This window comes from Chitinophaga sp. Ak27 (genome assembly GCF_012726295.1).
Classification (GTDB): Bacteria; Bacteroidota; Bacteroidia; order Chitinophagales; family Chitinophagaceae; genus Chitinophaga.
In genome coordinates, this window is the sequence record NZ_JABAOB010000002.1 from 602,236 (window position 1) to 619,349 (window position 17,114).

At 42.5% G+C, this 17,114-nt stretch carries 15 protein-coding genes; 6 read left to right on the plus strand and 9 right to left on the minus strand.

Annotated elements, in window-relative coordinates; all coding sequences use genetic code 11:
* The first annotated feature begins 455 nt into the window (after nucleotides 1-455).
* Nucleotides 456-635 (plus strand): hypothetical protein, encoded by a 180-nt coding sequence (locus HGH90_RS10225; RefSeq protein ID WP_169191012.1) that lies wholly within the window; start codon nucleotides 456-458, stop codon nucleotides 633-635.
* Between the two features lie 199 nt (nucleotides 636-834).
* Here HGH90_RS10225 and HGH90_RS10230 read toward each other — a convergent pair whose 3' ends face one another.
* From HGH90_RS10230 to HGH90_RS10245, 4 genes are all read right to left on the minus strand, one after another.
* Nucleotides 835-996, minus strand: coding sequence for a hypothetical protein (locus tag HGH90_RS10230; RefSeq protein ID WP_168764068.1), 162 nt, complete (start codon nucleotides 994-996; stop codon nucleotides 835-837).
* Nucleotides 983-1,453, minus strand: coding sequence for a type II toxin-antitoxin system VapC family toxin (locus HGH90_RS10235; RefSeq protein WP_168764067.1), 471 nt, complete (start codon nucleotides 1,451-1,453; stop codon nucleotides 983-985). The genes HGH90_RS10230 and HGH90_RS10235 overlap by 14 nt, the downstream gene beginning before the upstream one ends.
* Nucleotides 1,454-1,511: 58 nt before the next feature.
* Entirely contained in the window at nucleotides 1,512-1,859 is a 348-nt protein-coding gene (locus HGH90_RS10240; RefSeq protein WP_168764066.1) for a hypothetical protein, read from the minus strand.
* Nucleotides 1,860-1,971: 112 nt separating this feature from the next.
* Entirely contained in the window at nucleotides 1,972-2,235 is a 264-nt protein-coding gene (locus HGH90_RS10245) for a SymE family type I addiction module toxin (protein ID WP_169191013.1), read from the minus strand.
* A 226-nt stretch (nucleotides 2,236-2,461) separates the two neighbouring features.
* Between HGH90_RS10245 and HGH90_RS10250 the strand changes: the two genes are divergently transcribed.
* The 5 genes from HGH90_RS10250 to HGH90_RS10270 all read left to right on the plus strand — a co-directional run bounded on the left by HGH90_RS10250 (nucleotide 2,462) and on the right by HGH90_RS10270 (nucleotide 12,979).
* Nucleotides 2,462-2,797: a helix-turn-helix domain-containing protein gene (locus HGH90_RS10250; RefSeq protein WP_168764064.1), complete on the plus strand. Its 336-nt coding sequence runs from the start codon at nucleotides 2,462-2,464 to the stop codon at nucleotides 2,795-2,797.
* A gap of 391 nt (nucleotides 2,798-3,188) precedes the next feature.
* On the plus strand, nucleotides 3,189-7,721 hold the full coding sequence (locus HGH90_RS10255) for a DUF6443 domain-containing protein (RefSeq protein WP_169191014.1): 4,533 nt from the start codon (nucleotides 3,189-3,191) through the stop codon (nucleotides 7,719-7,721).
* Nucleotides 7,718-8,341: a hypothetical protein gene (locus tag HGH90_RS10260; RefSeq protein WP_168767500.1), complete on the plus strand. Its 624-nt coding sequence runs from the start codon at nucleotides 7,718-7,720 to the stop codon at nucleotides 8,339-8,341. Before HGH90_RS10255 ends, HGH90_RS10260 begins: the two co-directional genes overlap by 4 nt.
* A 255-nt stretch (nucleotides 8,342-8,596) precedes the next feature.
* Complete coding sequence (locus HGH90_RS10265; protein WP_168767499.1) at nucleotides 8,597-12,304, plus strand: hypothetical protein; 3,708 nt, start codon at nucleotides 8,597-8,599, stop codon at nucleotides 12,302-12,304.
* A gap of 141 nt (nucleotides 12,305-12,445) precedes the next feature.
* On the plus strand, nucleotides 12,446-12,979 hold the full coding sequence (locus HGH90_RS10270; protein WP_168767498.1) for a hypothetical protein: 534 nt from the start codon (nucleotides 12,446-12,448) through the stop codon (nucleotides 12,977-12,979).
* A 169-nt stretch (nucleotides 12,980-13,148) separates the two neighbouring features.
* Here the strand turns inward: HGH90_RS10270 and HGH90_RS10275 are convergent, their stop codons facing one another.
* From HGH90_RS10275 to HGH90_RS10295, 5 genes are all read right to left on the minus strand, one after another.
* Nucleotides 13,149-13,358, minus strand: coding sequence for a hypothetical protein (locus HGH90_RS10275; protein ID WP_168767497.1), 210 nt, complete (start codon nucleotides 13,356-13,358; stop codon nucleotides 13,149-13,151).
* 46 nt (nucleotides 13,359-13,404) lie between these two features.
* A complete protein-coding gene (locus HGH90_RS10280; RefSeq protein WP_211172610.1) occupies nucleotides 13,405-14,061 on the minus strand; it encodes a hypothetical protein in 657 nt (218 codons plus the stop codon).
* Nucleotides 14,062-14,409: 348 nt separating this feature from the next.
* Nucleotides 14,410-14,613 (minus strand): YegP family protein, encoded by a 204-nt coding sequence (locus tag HGH90_RS10285; protein ID WP_169191015.1) that lies wholly within the window; start codon nucleotides 14,611-14,613, stop codon nucleotides 14,410-14,412.
* A gap of 133 nt (nucleotides 14,614-14,746) precedes the next feature.
* Entirely contained in the window at nucleotides 14,747-15,487 is a 741-nt protein-coding gene (locus HGH90_RS10290; protein WP_168767495.1) for a hypothetical protein, read from the minus strand.
* A 45-nt stretch (nucleotides 15,488-15,532) separates the two neighbouring features.
* Nucleotides 15,533-16,330: a hypothetical protein gene (locus HGH90_RS10295; protein ID WP_168767494.1), complete on the minus strand. Its 798-nt coding sequence runs from the start codon at nucleotides 16,328-16,330 to the stop codon at nucleotides 15,533-15,535.
* Nucleotides 16,331-17,114 lie beyond the last annotated feature (784 nt).

Sequence of the window (17,114 nt, forward strand, 5' to 3'; positions counted from 1 at the left end):
TGCGCTCCAGGGCCTGCGCTCTGGCTGCCGCCGCAGCGGCCGGGGGTGGAAGGGCGGCGGGGGCGGGGCGACAGTAATCCTATTTAGCGGGAGATTATAGCTGCCCAACGTTTGTACCCTGATCAACAGCTGGGAGTTGAACGAGGAGAATAAGGCGGAGATCATAATGGGACAGCATTTAAATGAAAAAAGCGAAAAAGAAGAAAGCAAAATACCCAGCACCAGGTGGATATACCAAAAGACTACGGCATAAAGCTTCATAACATATGCTCAACACCAGATCCTGCACCAGCGTCATCAAGCCATCGGGCCATATCACCCACGCATTTATTCCGTTTCCTTTTGGTATATCCACCAGCGCTGGGTGCGGAGAGGGCTTTCTTTTTTTCCCTTTTTTCTTTTAAAAGCTGCCACCCGGCGGCCGTTTGTTTACCATATTTTAAAACCTACGTTTTATGTATTGCATCAAAAAGTTTGTTACCTGTTGGGCCATTTACAATTGCACCAATGGTGCTAACCGTTTGCTTACCTCACATGAGCAGGAACCAGTTGCCCAGGAATTTCCGGAGTTGGCCTGTCAGCAGGTCAGCACGGTGTACTTTGCAGCTGTAAAATGTATACAAATAATGCCGTAAAAGAAGGCCCGGGTTCATCCCGGGCCTTCTTTTTATCCGACATTGGAAAATGCTTCGTTCACGCCTCGTTGCCTCCAAATAACAACCCCAAATAGCCATTAATACACTACCTGCCCGTCAGAGCAGGCAGGTAGCATTGATAAAAAGAGTATAAAAATGAATAGTTGATTATCAGGCAATATTATGCCCGTAAGAAATGTTATCCGTGAGCAGCGCGGGCTTTAGCCTCACTATGATAGCTATCACTGGCCGCTTTTAGGTCACGAAATAGTAAATCCGGGTGTTTCCAGTATTTTACGCTTAACTTTTCCCGAATCTTGCGGACCTCAGCCACTGCGTCATATTTTTTAGCTTTTTTCATGGTCGTTAGCCTTTAAAATTTCTCGTGGTGTTCTGATTTCAATGATTGGATAACCCATCTGTAAGTTAATGGAATTATACAATTTTATACGGTTTAAATTAACAATATGCTTGAAATTCCAGCTTGCTAATACTTCTGCTTTGCTTAGTGTAGCAATAGCAATATGTAGGGCGTCATTAAAACTTTTATTGCTCAGTGCTCCTCCAGCAATATACGCTTCAGCCAATGCTACGGCCTCCGGCGTGTTTTTATGCTCTGTTTTAAATCTTTCCGGTATTTCATCGAGTTTTAGGGTTACTTCCTCGCGGGCCTCTTTCAGCTCTAAGATGACCAGATCTGATATGACAAGATACTTTATTCCTACTTTAAATTCCTCAAACAATGCATGGCTGAATTCCTTGAATTCAATATCGAAACAGCCTCCAATAACGGAGGTGTCAGTATAAACACTCAACATGAATAACAATTGAAAAATGAAGGGAAGGGGTTAAAAACTTGGCAGGCTGGCTGAAGGGCTATACGCCACTACTAACACCTTTATTTAGTGAGCAAACAAGCCCCGGTGAGATATCAAGGTATTGCACCAAGTAGGAGAGTTGTGTTTTAATAATTATACGGGCCTTCTGCATTTCTTCTTCTGTAGGTTTCATATTTCTGCCACCAAGGTTTGGCAGTACTAGTTGTGAAAATAGAGACTCTGTCCAGCCAAGTTCTCGGCGCAAATGCTCTTTGATGTATAATGGGAAATTGCATAGCCTGGTATAAGTATCATGCAATTCATTATCTGATAAAGGCATCGGAGGAAATAATTTTACAAGATTTTCAGCGAACATTTTCTGTTCATTAGTGCGGAGTTTTTTCATTAAAGTATGGTTTGGTTAACAACCCGATCCCCGCGGGCGGAAAGATCATAGATTCGGCCCGCCCGCAGGCGTCCGGTTGTTAGGGTTAACAATAAAAGAGGGGTTTAACTACTTATCGAAATTGTTGTACTATCTCGCGGATAGTTGCTTTCTCATTTGGCGTTTCTGCTGGTATTACGGGGCTATCTTGTTTTAGTTTACTTATTATAATGCGGTCATCTTCCACGTGCACCGCTATTTTGTCGCCAACTATAAAGCCGGCATGCTCCAGCCAAACGCCTGTTAATGAAATACAGGAAACGCGTTTTGAATCATAAGTACGTTCCTGGTGAATGTAGTGTACGGTTAAATGTCTAGTTCTGTTAGTATTTTTCATATTGGAATTATTATTCCATAAATATAATCATAATTCTAGTTTTAAACAAGTTTTATAAGTCGTTTATTGGCATTATTTGTCCTTTTATTGTCAAGAATTGAATCAGAAATTAGAGCTATTCTTCTATTTTTATATTATATAAATATTTAATCTAATTGTTTTGATATTTCTTATTCATAGATTTAAAGTAGAAAAAATGCTATTATTAATAATTCAATAAAAGGCTATGACTTTTGGAGAACGCGTAACCATTTTGCGTAAGCATCGGAAGCTAAAACAAACAGAACTCGGGGAGCTTATAGGTACGAGCGGCGATATCGTGAGCAAGTATGAACGGGGGACTATAACCCCATCAATAGATGTTGCCTCCAAGATGGCCAAAGCATTGAATGTTTCGTTAGACCATCTTATTGATGGATCGCCCAAAGATGCGATTGACTTAAGTGAAGTTCCTCTGGCATTAAAACAATTTGACGGTTTGCTGCCGGAAGATAAAGCGCATGTAATTGCGGTCATTGAGGCTTTTAGTACAAAAGCGAAATTGCAATCCCTGATTGGCTAGAAGAAGACCGCGCACTAAACTCTTCTAGATAAGTATGTGGCTCCGGCGGGTTGTTGATGGGAATATGTTTGCTTGGCTTAGAGACTTCAATTTTTGATAAATAGTATGTATATTCGTTTCTGTAATTGAACAATTATATTCTGCTACATTTTGCCTTTAACCCTTTAGAACTACTCTATATTTATGAAAAGAAATACCCTGTCGTTAGTTCCCTTTAGATCTGATTACGTCATGTTACCAGTTATATACTGCAAAGGCGGCAGCTGATTTATTTAACCTAGTTAAGCTATCATTTATTCATTTGCAAGGTTGTCGTTATAAGGTATAGAATATCCTTGTTAATAAATAGCTGTGGCCCCTCGCTCACTACCGTTACCCTGAAATTAAATCTATGAAAAGAAGCATTCTACTTATAAATAGCTATATACTGACACTTGTGCTGCTGCAAGGTGGCCGTCTAATAGCCCAAACGCCAGTCGCAACATCTCGTCCATTGGCAACTCCGGTTACTACGCCCGGGGCCTATAAGAATACCTCTATTAATTATATACGTACTTGGGAGCCCGCAGTTGCTACCTCTGATACAGCGTATGTGGCAGCTGCTGCTCGGACGGTAGACCAGGTGCGCCAAACCACCCAATATTTTGATGGGTTGGGAAGACCGCTGCAAACAGTATCCAAAGCCGTTAGTCCGGTAGGTAAAGACCTGGTGGTGCCGGTTATATATGATGCTTTTGGAAGGGAGCAACAGAAGTACTTGCCTTATGCAGCTCCCGGAACCGCTGATGGAAAATTTAAAACTGATCCATTTAATGCACAAAACGCCTTTTACTTATCCCAAACACCGGGTGAAAAAGTGCATTACGGCAATATTGATTTCGAGGCCTCACCTTTAAACCGGGTGCTGAAAACGTATGCTCCTGGCGCCAGTTGGGCGAAGAATAACCCCGCTGGCGTGGAACGGGGTGGAAATAAGTATGTAGAGAATCAGTATCTCGTGAATACTGCCAGCGACTCTGTAAGAATATGGGACTTCGCTAATGGACAGGTGATACCTACCAGTGCTGCCGGTCGCGTATATGCAGTAGGGCAGTTATATAAGAATGTAACTATCGATGAAGCTGGCAATCAAGTAGTAGAGTACAAAGACAAAGAAAACCGGGTGGTGCTCAAGAAAGTGCAGCTATCCGCCACGCCGGGTACCGGGCATATGGGATGGTTATGTACTTATTATGCCTATGATGACCTGGGCAATCTTCGTTTTGTGATTCCTCCCAAAGCCGTAGAGGCGGCTCTTGCCAGCAGTTGGGTGATCAGTGCGGCTGTAGCCGGAGAGCTTTGTTTTATATACCGCTATGATGGCCGCAACCGCATGATGGTAAAGAAAGTACCCGGCGCTGATTCTACCGAAATGGTATATGATGTACGTGATAGGTTGGCGTTTAGCCGGGATGGTAATATGAAAGGAAAAAACTGGCTGGCTACTTTTTACGATGGGTTAAACCGGCCAATAATGACTGCCTTATATAAAAATGCCACCGCTACCCGTGAGTCTTTACAAACTACCTTGAATGGGGTTAGCGGCAGCAGCAGTCAGACTATTGCTTATAGCTTCCCTGTGCCGGCAGATCTGATCCTGGATAGCTTCGATTTGAAGCCTTTGTACCAGGCAAGTAACAGCATTGCCGTAGTGGACGGATTTGATACGGGTGCAGGCGCCACTACTGATATGGTGATTAACCCGGCAGCTACCAGCGGTAGCGGTAATGTTGCTGCCAGCAGCACGTTATCGGCTATTCCAACGGATTCGCTGACGCCATTGACTTATACTTACTATGACGATTATACCTTCTCTGGCGCACAGAGTTATGCGAGCAGTGATAATGCTAAGCCGCAGGCAGATGGTAGCCTTAATGCAGAAGCACTGCCAGCTACCCGCAGCAACATGACGAAGGGATTGGTAACCGGCACCAAAGTAAGAATATTAGGTACCCAGCAGTGGTTAACTACCACCAATTGTTATAACGATAAGGGGCGGGTGATCCAGGTATTGGCAGAGAACATTAATGGTGGATTAGATATCGTGACCAGCCTGTATGATTTTAACGGGAAGGTGCTCAGCACTTACCTGCGGCATAAAAACCTCCGTAGTAGCCTTTCTCCGCAAACCACGGTATTAACGATGCTGCACTACGATGCTGCCGGTAGGCTTACCAGTGTTAAAAAACGGCTTAATGATGCCAGTTCTACCCTGGATAAAACCGTTGCGGTGAATACCTACGATGAGTTGGGGCAGCTGAAAACAAAGCGTTTGGGCATTGCCGCTAGTTCGCAGCTCGAAACGCTGACTTACGATTATAATATTCGAGGTTGGCTGACTGGTATCAATAAAGCTTATGCAAGTACCGCCGGAAGTGCGGCTAACTGGTTCGGTCAAACGCTGGCGTATGATTCTGGTTTCACTGCATTGCAATACAGTGGTAATATTGCAGGAAGTACCTGGAAGAGCAAAAGTGATGGTATCGCGCGTGCTTATGGCTATAACTATGATAAGGTAAATCGCCTGGTGTCGGCTCCCTTCTCTCAACAGAATAGCGGCAGCACCAACTGGACGGCTGATCAGAAAGATTTTTCTGTGAGTAACTTGGGGTATGATGCCAATGGTAATATTCTGGCGATGAACCAGATGGGGATGGTGGGTACCGGTAAGACGATGATTGACCGTCTTACTTATGCTTACCGGACCACCAGTAACAAACTGGCAGCCGTAGCCGATACGGCTAATACTGCCAGCGCCAAACTGGGAGATTTTATCAACGGTATCAATAGCGGCGATGATTATGATTATGACGCCAATGGTAACCTGATCAAAGACCTCAACAAAAACATCACGTCTATCACCTACAACCACCTGAACCTGCCAGATAGCATCGTAATCACCGGCAAGGGAAGGATTAAATATCTCTACGATGCTGCGGGCGTAAAATGGAGAAAGATAGTAACGGATAAAACTACCAGCACGGATAAAGTGACCGTCACTGACTATATAGGTGGTTTTGCCTACCAGAATGACACCCTGCAATTCCTGGCACATGAAGAAGGCAGGATACGGCCTATATTTAAAACAGGACAGGCTACCCAATACCCCTTCGATTACTTCGTAAAAGATCATTTAGGTAATGTGCGCATGGTATTAACGGACCAAACCGACTTTACCATGTATGCCGCCACCATGGAGGCCCCGGCAGCAGCTACAGAAACTGCTTTGTTCAGCAATATTGATAATACCCGTACCGATAAACCAGTAGGTTACCCGGCAGATGAAAGTGCCGGACAGAATGCCTCCGTAGCAAAACTTACAGCCACGGGTACTGGTAAAAAAATCGGACCTTCCATTGTATTACGCGTAATGGCAGGTGATACCATTCAGCTGAGCGCCAAAGCGTTTTACAAGTCGAATGGCCCTAAAGAAGGTAAATCAGCCGTAGCCTCTACAGAAAACATGGTAGCGGACCTGGTGCAGGCGTTCGGTGGGAATACGGGGCAGAATAACGGCGCACACGGCGAGGCTGCATCAGACCAATTGACGCCCTTCAACAGTAATTTCTATAACAACGACTATCGTCGTTTGAAAGAGAAGGAACCAGACCAACCCAATACAGATCGTCCTAAAGCGTATCTTAATTTTGTACTTTTCGACGATGAGTTTAAATTAGTAGAAGAGAATAGTGGGGTAAAGCAGGTGAAAGCAACGCCAGATGAGTTGCAGACACTGGGCCAGGATAAGATGGTGATAAAAAAGACGGGGTTCTTGTATGCATATACCAGTAATGAGAGTGCAGAGCCCGTGTTCTTTGATAACATCATTTTGGGGGTTAATTCCGGACCGTTGTTAGAGGAAACACACTATTATCCATTTGGGCTGACTCTGGCAGGGATAAGTTCAAATGCATTGAAGGGAACTAACTATACGGAAAATAGGTTAAAATATAATGGGAAGGAGCTACAGAGCAAAGAGTTTAGTGATGGTTCAGGGCTTGAGTGGTATGATTTCGGGGCAAGGATGTATGATGCCCAGATTGGTAGGTGGCATGTGCAGGATGGCAAAGCAGAATTGTACTTTAATACAGCACCATATGTTTATGCCGCTAATACGCCAATAAATGCGATAGATCCAAACGGACATTTAGTAATATTTATAAATGGCCAAAATTTATCTGACGGGGGCTCTTCAAAGTATTGGACTAATCCCGCGAATGGAAAAAGATTTGATGTTGCTGTTCAAAAACACTTTAATGATAATTCACCGGCTAGATATTATGATGGTTCATTAGGTGGTTGGGGTAATACAATACAGAATAACTATAATCCATTCACAGGCTTCTTTATGGATGATAATGGATTAGCAAGTGATAGGATGAGTGCTGGTCATGAACAGGGAGCGATAGACGCAAGAAATATTCTTTTAAGCCTGCATAGGACAGGAGGTGTAATCGATGAGAGTTTAAAGATTGTAAGCCATAGTATGGGAGGAGCATATGCTAAAGGTTTTGTAAAGGCAATAGTTGAGTATGCAAAAGCACATCCGGAAATTTCAAATGGATTGCGAATTAGCGAGTTTGATTTTGATCCATATCAAGGAGGAGATTTAACTGCAGAACCTAAGGTGCATACAGAACAATATACACATAATGGAAAGAAGCATAGTCCTTGGTGGAAATTTTGGGACTTTGATAGAATTGCAGATCAAAAGCAGAAGGGAGTTACGCCAAACAGTGATTGGAATAGAGAAAATGGAGATAATAACACCTATGTCGAAGATCCCACTCAAACACAACATAGCATTTTTACCTTTTTTAACAATATTCAAAATTTAGAAGAAGGAACTTATAAATTAATTAATGGTCAATGGGTAAAACAATGAAAAATATCGTAGTTAAAGATACATCAGTTTTGCGTTTTTTTATGTTATGCTTCTTAAGTATGTCTTGTAATAGTTATACAAAGCCTACTCCTGAAAAGTATAAATATATCAACAGGTATTTTTCATCCAATGACTATACGGAGGATAGTATTTATATAGTAGGTGTATTAAATAAGATATTGGAGCAGAACGTTGGACCTTTTAGTGCCAAAAAAGCCTATAACATTAAGGCTACATCTATTTATCTAGATTCCATACTGTATGCTCCTGACAAGAAAGGAATGGTGATCCTTTTTATTACAAAAACTGATAAAGAAAAGATTGAATATTACGGAGATGATACTACGAGGTATTTTTATAGCGCCAATTATCTATTCGGTTTGAAAGATAGCATCTCAAATAATATCAAATTATTTGATTATGGGGCAATTCGTTTTATCAACTTTAACAATTACGAGAAAGCTAAGGATGCTCTTTTTGAATATTGTTTTGGCAGGCGAGCTACAGATCGACCTTGGAACAATCATGAACCAATGTATAACATGGACGATGTCAGATTTTGGAAAGGAGAACAATTTAACGAAATCAAATCGGATACATCTTTCATTCACCTTAAATAGTCGATTATTTACTTACGGGCCTTGAGGTATTGGAAGGGTATGTGCTCCAATAGCAGTGCCTAACATTAGGTTTTCGCAGTTAATCATTAAATAGCACCTTCAAAGAGCATTGCCATCTGAAAACCAGGGAATACCTTACAAGACGAATTGGTGCCTTAACAGAAAGTTTTTTAATCCTGTTTATTTCTATCTATGAATATGTTTATTAACCGCTATTTATGCTCACAGAGCAATTCAGTGACCTTATTCAGCATTATGCCCCAGAAAACCCCAAGAGGGTTAAAATTAAGTTCGATATTGATTATTTTGCTGTTCTTAACTGCGAAGTTATCCGCTCAGGATAAGGATTTACAAGCTGTAATCGGCCCTTCTCCCAACGTCGCCAGCCTATTTAAGTTTAAAGATCAACCTATTTCCCTATACACAGGAACTGCGGGAGTGGATATCCCAATATATACTGTTAAGCAGGGTAATATTGAAATCCCAATCACTTTAAAGTATCATTCAGGTGGTGTAAAGGTCACTGAAAATGCTTCATGGGTTGGGCTCAGCTGGGCACTGGATGCTGGAGGAGTGGTTTCCCAGGGTATAAGTGGAAAGCCAGATGTACCTACCGCTACCAGTGGGACACGTTATAATAAGAAAACACTGATTGACAGATGTTTGCTTGCTTCCATCATAGCTGGGAATTATGACAGTCAGCCTGACATGTTTCAATTTATTGCTCCGGGTCTGAGTGGTTCTTTTTATATCAATGATAATTACCAGTTTCGTCAAATTCCTTATTCCAATGCCAAAATAGAGATTTTACCTACTTTTCAGGGGGGAGGCGCTGCATGGCGCATTACCAATACCAATGGAATGGTATATATCTATTCTAAATCAGAATCTGTGGTTTCAACAAGCCAGGTCATTAATAACAGTAATGGAATGAACGACGGAGGAAATGTTGTTCCCGGCCCACCGAATATGTACAGCGTCAGTTCCTATAGTTGGCACTTAACTCATTTGATTTCTCCCGATGGAGATACAGTAACAATAGATTATGAAAACTATGTTAGCCAGGTGGTAAATTTCATTGGTGAGAGTCAGTATTATCAAGCTCCCGGGGTATTAACCAATGACCTCCCCAGTATAACGAATTATGAACTACAGCATGTTACCGGTTGGAGGATCAAACAAATCAATAGCAGGAATGGGACTGTAAAATTCGTGACGGGAGGCAACAGGTGCGACGTTTACGGAGATCGTTATCTGTCGGAGATTCAGGTAATAAACAGCGCAGGGAAAATGGTGAAAAAAGTGCAACTGCGATACAAATACCTGGTGAATGGTGCTTTACAAGAACTTAGCTCCGTGGATTGTAGCGCGGAGGGCGCTCCTCTTTTGGCGGCTGTAGATGTAAACAGGCCGGAGTTGACGCGGCGACTCATGTTAGTAGGAGTTGATGAAGCCGATCCTGCATCAAGCCAGGTAGCGGCAAGTTATACTATGACATATGAAAATGCCATTGGGTCGGGGTATCTGCCTTCAAGATTTTCCAGTCAACAGGATTTTTGGGGATATTTCAACGGTAATCAACAGCATTCGTTGTTACAATCGCTTCAACAAACAACCTCTTATATTCAGGGCATCAATGTACCTAATATCACAAACCGTGATCCGAATTTTCAATATGCTGTGCAAGGAATGCTCAAACAAATCACTTACCCAACTGGAGGAAGTTCCAGTTTTACTTATGAGTTAAATTCTGTGAGGCAGGAGGGGTATACCGGTTGTGGTACTGTTATAGCGATCGCAACGAAAACCTATTCCCTAACGGCCAATGTTGGCGGACAACAAGTTGGTACATTTACTGTTAATAGTTGCAAGGGCGGGGACAGCGTAGCATTTCAGATAAGCGGCTGTAATTTTACAGATGCCATGAGCCCAAGTACCAATCTGCCATATGGTTTTAATATTACGAGGTCAGGTACCACTTATGTAACCAGTCAGTCGATTATCAGCCAGTCGGGTGGCCATGTGGTTACGGGCACCAAATTTTACCTTTCCAACGGTGCCTATGCAATAACATCATTTTCAACTACCGGGCCGCCATGTACCTACACGCTGACGATGCCAGGCCGAAACGAACAGCAAATGGAAACTGTGAGTGCCCAAAACGAAAAGCCAGTAGGCGGGTTAAGGGTCAAACAGGTGATAAACACAGATCCAATAGGGAACGTTAGTACTATTAAAAAATTTGAGTATGTTAAAACTGCCAATGGGGTTACTGCTTCCAGCGGAACAATTTGTGATCTCCTATACGCACCTTTTAGCAACACTTATGTCACGGCGAGAGATAAAACAACGTTTGATGGAACTTTTTACTATGTAGAGCCCATGCACCCCGTACTTGCTTTGAATTCCAATACAAATTATCCATTAAGAATGACGCATGGCGCACAGGTAGGGTATTCCAGGGTCGTGGAGAAAAACCAGGACAGTAACGGTAATGACAATGGATATATTGTATACAATTATACAACAGATGGCGATGAGAAGTTTCAGTCACCTGAAATAATAAACGCTATTACGGGTGGCGGAACCACTTTTGATCAGAGCGGTCTTTATCCTTTTGCTCCATCATTCAGCAATGAATGGTCCAGGGGGAAATTATTGATGACTGAGCATTACAAGAATAATGGAGCTGGTGGATATGCACTTGTAAAGAGAGAAGAGAATAGATATTCTTTAACAAAGATAACAGATACCACGGAAGCTTATGTGCCGGCATATTATTTACATTCAACAGCCCCCTATATGGCAGGCTGTCCCTCGGGAGGAGTCACAGGTTCCTATGATATCTTTAAATATACACCGTATAATTTGTATTCACCGTACCAGACATTGGATTCTGCCATAGTTACAACGATAGATGATAATGGGATAGTCCTGACAGATACCACTGTATATACATATAAGGATGGTTACCAGCTTCCAGCTACAACGAGTAAGACCGATGCTAAAAGAAGGCGGATTACAACAAATTCCAGGTATGTCTATGATTTTAATATTGCTTCCAATAGCACTGACCCTATTGCCTTGGGCGTAAAGAAGCAGCAAGACCTCAATATATTAAGTCCTGTAGAAACGTATACGCAGCTTGTAAATCCGGATGGAACAAGTATCGGAACCATCAATGGTATATTCACAAAGTATAAAACCAGTCCACCATTGCCCGATGGAATCTATTCACTGGAAATTTCTACACCAATTACAGATTATAGCCTTGCAGCGATCGGATCAGGTGCTGCCGTTATAGATAGCAGGTATAAGCTGGCTGTCGGTTTCGATGCTTATGATGGAATCGGAAATTTACTTCAGCAGCATAAGATTAACGATGTCATGCATTCTTATGTATGGGATTATTCAGGTGTGTATCCGATAGCCGAAGCAACAAATGCGGATCAATCTAATATTGCCTATACAAGCTTTGAAACAGCGGCCATGGGCAACTGGACTTTAACTGGTGGTACCATAAATACCGTTACCGCTGCAACTGGTGAGCGGAGCATGAACCTCGCCAGCGGGTATACGATAACTAAATCAGCATTGGCTACCGGCGACTATATGGTAACTTATTGGTCGAAATCCGGCTCATTTAATATAAATAGTACAACGGGTACCACTATAGCCACCAGGAATGGATGGACACTATATGAACATAAATTAACTGGAGTTTCGTCCATTAGTCTAACTGGAGTAGGCACGATCGATGAACTGAGGCTATATCCCGTAGGAGCTCAAATGAAAACATACACCTATCTTCCAGCAGTAGGCATTACTAGTGAAACGGATGCTGGCAATAAGACAGTTTATTATCAATACGACAATCTGATGCGTTTGCAAACAATACGTGATCAGGAGGGCAATATCATTAAACAGAATGACTATAGGTATCTGCAACCTATTACACAGTAAGAATACCATGTGGCTGCATCATTTGTTTATGATACAGCCTCTCCACATTAAATAAAACACCTTATTGGAGGAGGCGGCCTAACTGCCTTCTTCTGACACTGCTGCCTGGCTAATACCATTCATAACCGTAATAGTCAATTTATGAGAGCTTTTATTTTTGCCATATTAGGTTTCTTCTTGTGTACATATGTTTCTTGCAAGGTTAAGCCTGGTTTCTCTAAAGAAGAACATCTGAAAACAACTCTAAATGATTCTGTGCCTAAAGTAGCTGCTAACAGCGCTGTCAGGCCAATCCCTGATAAAATTGAGATTAAATCTAATTCTATTGTTAAGGTAGTATCTGCCGATTGGGAATCACATGAATTAAAACCTGACGATGTAATGTCTTCTAAATGTAAAGGGTGGAGACTTTCGAATGAATCTATTGTTGCTATTTTAAGGCATGGGAAACCAATAAGCATGCATGATTTTCATTATCTCTATTATGTTTTGCCCTGCGAAGTGAAGGGGCTAGTAGAGATTGATAGAAATCAATATAGATATAGAATAAATGCTGGTTCATTTTTTACAATTTCAAATAAGGATTCAACATTTTATTTTGAGTGTAATTCTCCTAAACTTAAAAATAAATTTCTAATGAGTGGAGGTAATCCACAGAAGGATCTTGGATTGTAGCCTGACTCTAAAGAGCTGAGGAGAAGTGAGTATCCATTATTAGTTGATGCTTTTAGGGCAAAACCGAAAATTCAATCCATTATAAAACACAAAAGGCGCCCGTTACAAACGGGCGCCTCCACTTCAAGCAATTCCCCACGATTTAATGGGAATCTGATTCAACAGCGGCCTAACCGCCTTCTTCCGTCACCGCCGCCTGGCTAACACCACTCATCACCGTACCGGCAACAGCAATATAGCCGGCAATTTTTATGATGATAGCGGGGATCGCAGGGATACCCATCAGCGCACCACTGATCGCCGTCAGGATCAAACCTATATTGCGCACCTTACTGAAAAAAGGTGGGGTGGATGCAGTGAGTCGTTGTGCAAGTTTCATATACACAATTTAGCGTTAAGAAATGCCGGTCCATAGAGGCCGGTGATTACATACCGGAAATGTCCACCAGTGCAAGGGCATTGTAAGTGCCATTTTTAAGGCCATACATCGTCCCGTTAACGTGCTGGTAAAACTCAACACCCAGTGCCAGGAACAGCGGTTTGGTGCTGTTCGCGGTCACATTCACCGTCAAGGCCATAACAGCAGTAGGAGTAGCGTCGATGGGCAGTTCAGCGCTGGCAGTATTGCCATTCACGAACGTTTCCGCTTCGAAATCAATCTCCGCACCGGCAGCCTGCACCTTGAAATGGGTAGCACCCATAGGAGCGGCCACCATGTTCACGGGAACGAACGGCGGAATGTCCACCTTCAGGGTGCCTGCAACGCGATCAATGGCGGTGGTGAATGGAGCGTACAAAGCCCCGGTCAGCCGGCTGTTATTGTTAAACTCAAAACCTTTGAGTAACTCAGCCTCTCCGTCAATCACATTGCGAAGGCCTCTGGCGTTGGTGGCATCTGCCTGGATCACCTTCACCATTTCACGGGTCAGGCGCGACGCCATATAGCTGTCTCCGATGTTCAGTAGCATGGCCCGGAAGGCGGTCCGTAACACTTTACTCGCTTTACCAGCCCGGCCAAATTCTGCTCCGTTTTCACGGGTGCGGATAAACGCCTGATCGGTGGCAATCCTGTTGGCGTTCACGCTGGTTTTTTCACGTGCCAGGTGTCCGGATTTCGTCTTGTAAAACGTGATGTTGCCGATGGTTCCTTTCAGGGGAATAATCCCACTTTGTCTTGCTCCAAACCTAAGCAGGTATTTTAACCTAGGAAAATTTCCATTCCGATTATGCCATTTTCGCAGAAAATAGTACCAAACCGAATAGTGATTTATGCAAAAGATGTGATGAACATTACCGGTAGGAGGGTCCGCACAGCTAGGAAGATCTTGCAGCAGATCCGAGTAGTAAATGGGAAAAGGAAGAGTGCTTTTGTTACGGTGACGGAGTTTTGCCGCTACGCTGGACTAGAGGAGAGAAGTATCCAGGAGTTTCTAAAGTAGTCGATAGGTAGAATACATAGCCGGACGAAGGGGTCGGCTATGTATAAAGATGTCGTATACAGTTTTGTCATCGATGGTGGCCGATGGAGCATGGGTCTTCACAGAAGCAATGCCTCCGTCACGGCCGGCGGCGCTTTCGTACATTTCGTTGGTGCCAATAACCTGTCCATTAGCGGCCTTCAGGTTAAAATTCATACAATGGCAGGTTAATCTCTCATGCAGGAGAATGAAGTTTGTTTGGCTTCAGGCTTTAAACCGTTTAGGGCCTGAAGCCCAATAGTTGTTTACTCCCCTTCAGTTCAAAAACACTATCCGGTAAAAGTAAGAGTTAGTGTGCGCTGGATGTCAGCGTAGAGTTCAATACGCTCATCCCTGTTGGCAGTGCTGGAATAGTGAAGCCATATGTAGCTGTCCAGGTAATGTAAAAAGACAGTTCTGTGTCTCCAATATGGACAACACCCTGCATGTTTCCGACGATAGTACCGCCACCAGCCAATGCGTTAATAATAAAGTTCTGCGATTCTATGGCGCCAACGCCGGAATAAACGACGGCTATGTCGGTGACCGTACTGTTTACGGGCTGCTTACCTGTATAAGTCCTGATACCATTACTTTCGGTATATGTATAGGCAACAGATGTGGTAGCTTTATAGATAGCGTTGATTTTTGAAGATCCCCAGGAATTTTGGGAAACTACCGTATTATTCGCTATTCCAGTAAAAGTCTGGTACTGGGTGCCGGTGCTTGAAAACGCAGCATCTGAAGTTTTCACTGCCGGTACGGAATCAATACCGTGCATTTGGATGCTGATGCTGTCTTTGCTGCTTAACAATTTATGGAAGAATTCATAGGCCTGCTGGTAATTGTCAAATCTAAGCGGATCTTTTCTTTCGGCGGTTCTGGCGGTGGATTGAGCGCTGGTAACAGGGCTTAGATGTATCATTTCTGTTAATTTTCTCCTGTAATAGGATTCATCCTGTTGCTTCGGGGAAAGGGCATTATCTTTCTTACAAGAAAAGATTAAGGATAACAGTACGTATACTAACGTTGTTTGAGTGAATGTTCTCATCAATTTGGGTTTTAAAGTGTTGAAGAATGAAGATGTTTTCGGTAGTTAGGGCATATTAGGACCATACATTTCTTGCATAGAAACATTTTCTTTCAAAATGGCGTCTGCCGGAATAGTAAATAGGGAATCAGGTAGCTTTGCATCGATAACCTCTGTAATAGCAAGCACCGAATAGCCCACGAATGTTTTGCCGTCTTTCCCTGTCCCGGGTGAGGGCAGCCATAACAAAGTAATAAAAGGACTGGTGCCTGCTGGAAAAAAGAAGGAGAGTGGCGATTCAACAGGGTAACGTCTGGGGCTAAACTGAAAGAATGCGGAATCTTTGCCCACCAATCCATAACCATAGCTGGTAGTGCAGGAATCTTCCTGATTGGCGGTAGCTTCCAGGATGCAATTATTATTTCTGCCATTGGATAAAAGAGCCCTAAAAAATAGGTCAGATCGCTGGCCTCTTATCTGGCTTACAGCTACCATCAGCTGGCCTTTCTTTGTGTAAAAGGTGTAGGCTTTGTCTTGCTGGAAATCTAATAAGTATTCCGGTGTTATCAGCCTGGCGCTAAGCGCACTTTTAAATAAGTGATCATCTTGCTTAGTTATTCTCTTGTCACTACCTAAAAAGGACGATGGGCCGCCTTCTCGCTTTAGAACTTTGGAGCCTTTTACGTAATAAGTATAATTTGTAAACAGTCTGCCAGCCGTATCTGGCGCAAGTACATTCTTTGATGGTACAAAGTAATGTGCAATTTTTACGATGCCTTCTCCGAAATCAGGCATTTTTTGCGCAAAAGCACGAGGATAACAAAACATTAGAACAGCACACAACAGAATAAGAGATTTCTTCATTGAGGGTTAATTGCTACAAGCTCAAAAGTATTTCTATATAATTAAAAAATTTGGGTGGATATTGATAAATTGTTCCCGGATATTAACTGGTTTCTATTATCTGGTAAAGATATAGCGTATGTAATGTGTCATATAGACATTTATTGTATATGCTCATACAACGTTAATGTGGAGGGGTGAAATGATTATTTTTTCGGAGTTTTACTATAAAGTGGCGATTTGCCAATGTAAAATGACTGTTTTTTTAATGTTTGCTACCATAAAGGGAGGATTTTCCGAACAGGGCGATCGGCGAAAACCGCCATTCTGCAAATAATAAACCGAAGCGATCAGTGTGGCCGGCAAGACCCTGTACATGGCAAAAGGCACTATATATTGTCGTTTCTAGAAGACTGATCTATAAACTTAATCCCATCCAATAGGCAGGAAAAACGTCAGATGTTGCAAGTGGGGGCTGTTTATCACATATGTCTTAACATTTTCCTTGGTTTCCGAGAGAGGGGAAGTATTCTCGGTTTGAAATCTTATTATGGATTGCATTATATTTATTGCTTGGTTAGAAAATAAATGTATTTTCATGGCTGTTCGAGAAAATTTCGCCTCTCTTTATTGAACCGCATTTCTAATGCAAAATAGCGATACAAAAAAAGTTAAGCTATGGACAAACTACATGAGTTGGAAGCAGTTAAACGCACGCAGAAGTGCTTCTTGTTGAAAAGCTTTTTGTAGTACCATGTTCATGAAAAAAAAGACATTGGCATGAGAAAAAAGTTGTATTTCGACA

Coding starts and splice junctions, on each gene's coding strand:
- HGH90_RS10290 (WP_168767495.1), bottom strand. CDS start 15,487: ATGAGAACATTCACTCAAACAACGTTAGTATACGTACTGTTATCCTTA.
- HGH90_RS10295 (WP_168767494.1), bottom strand. CDS start 16,330: ATGAAGAAATCTCTTATTCTGTTGTGTGCTGTTCTAATGTTTTGTTAT.
- HGH90_RS10230 (WP_168764068.1), bottom strand. CDS start 996: ATGAAAAAAGCTAAAAAATATGACGCAGTGGCTGAGGTCCGCAAGATT.
- HGH90_RS10235 (WP_168764067.1), bottom strand. CDS start 1,453: ATGTTGAGTGTTTATACTGACACCTCCGTTATTGGAGGCTGTTTCGAT.
- HGH90_RS10260 (WP_168767500.1), top strand. CDS start 7,718: ATGAAAAATATCGTAGTTAAAGATACATCAGTTTTGCGTTTTTTTATG.
- HGH90_RS10255 (WP_169191014.1), top strand. CDS start 3,189: ATGAAAAGAAGCATTCTACTTATAAATAGCTATATACTGACACTTGTG.
- HGH90_RS10250 (WP_168764064.1), top strand. CDS start 2,462: ATGACTTTTGGAGAACGCGTAACCATTTTGCGTAAGCATCGGAAGCTA.
- HGH90_RS10270 (WP_168767498.1), top strand. CDS start 12,446: ATGAGAGCTTTTATTTTTGCCATATTAGGTTTCTTCTTGTGTACATAT.
- HGH90_RS10265 (WP_168767499.1), top strand. CDS start 8,597: ATGCCCCAGAAAACCCCAAGAGGGTTAAAATTAAGTTCGATATTGATT.
- HGH90_RS10245 (WP_169191013.1), bottom strand. CDS start 2,235: ATGAAAAATACTAACAGAACTAGACATTTAACCGTACACTACATTCAC.
- HGH90_RS10285 (WP_169191015.1), bottom strand. CDS start 14,613: ATGAATTTTAACCTGAAGGCCGCTAATGGACAGGTTATTGGCACCAAC.
- HGH90_RS10225 (WP_169191012.1), top strand. CDS start 456: ATGTATTGCATCAAAAAGTTTGTTACCTGTTGGGCCATTTACAATTGC.
- HGH90_RS10240 (WP_168764066.1), bottom strand. CDS start 1,859: ATGAAAAAACTCCGCACTAATGAACAGAAAATGTTCGCTGAAAATCTT.
- HGH90_RS10275 (WP_168767497.1), bottom strand. CDS start 13,358: ATGAAACTTGCACAACGACTCACTGCATCCACCCCACCTTTTTTCAGT.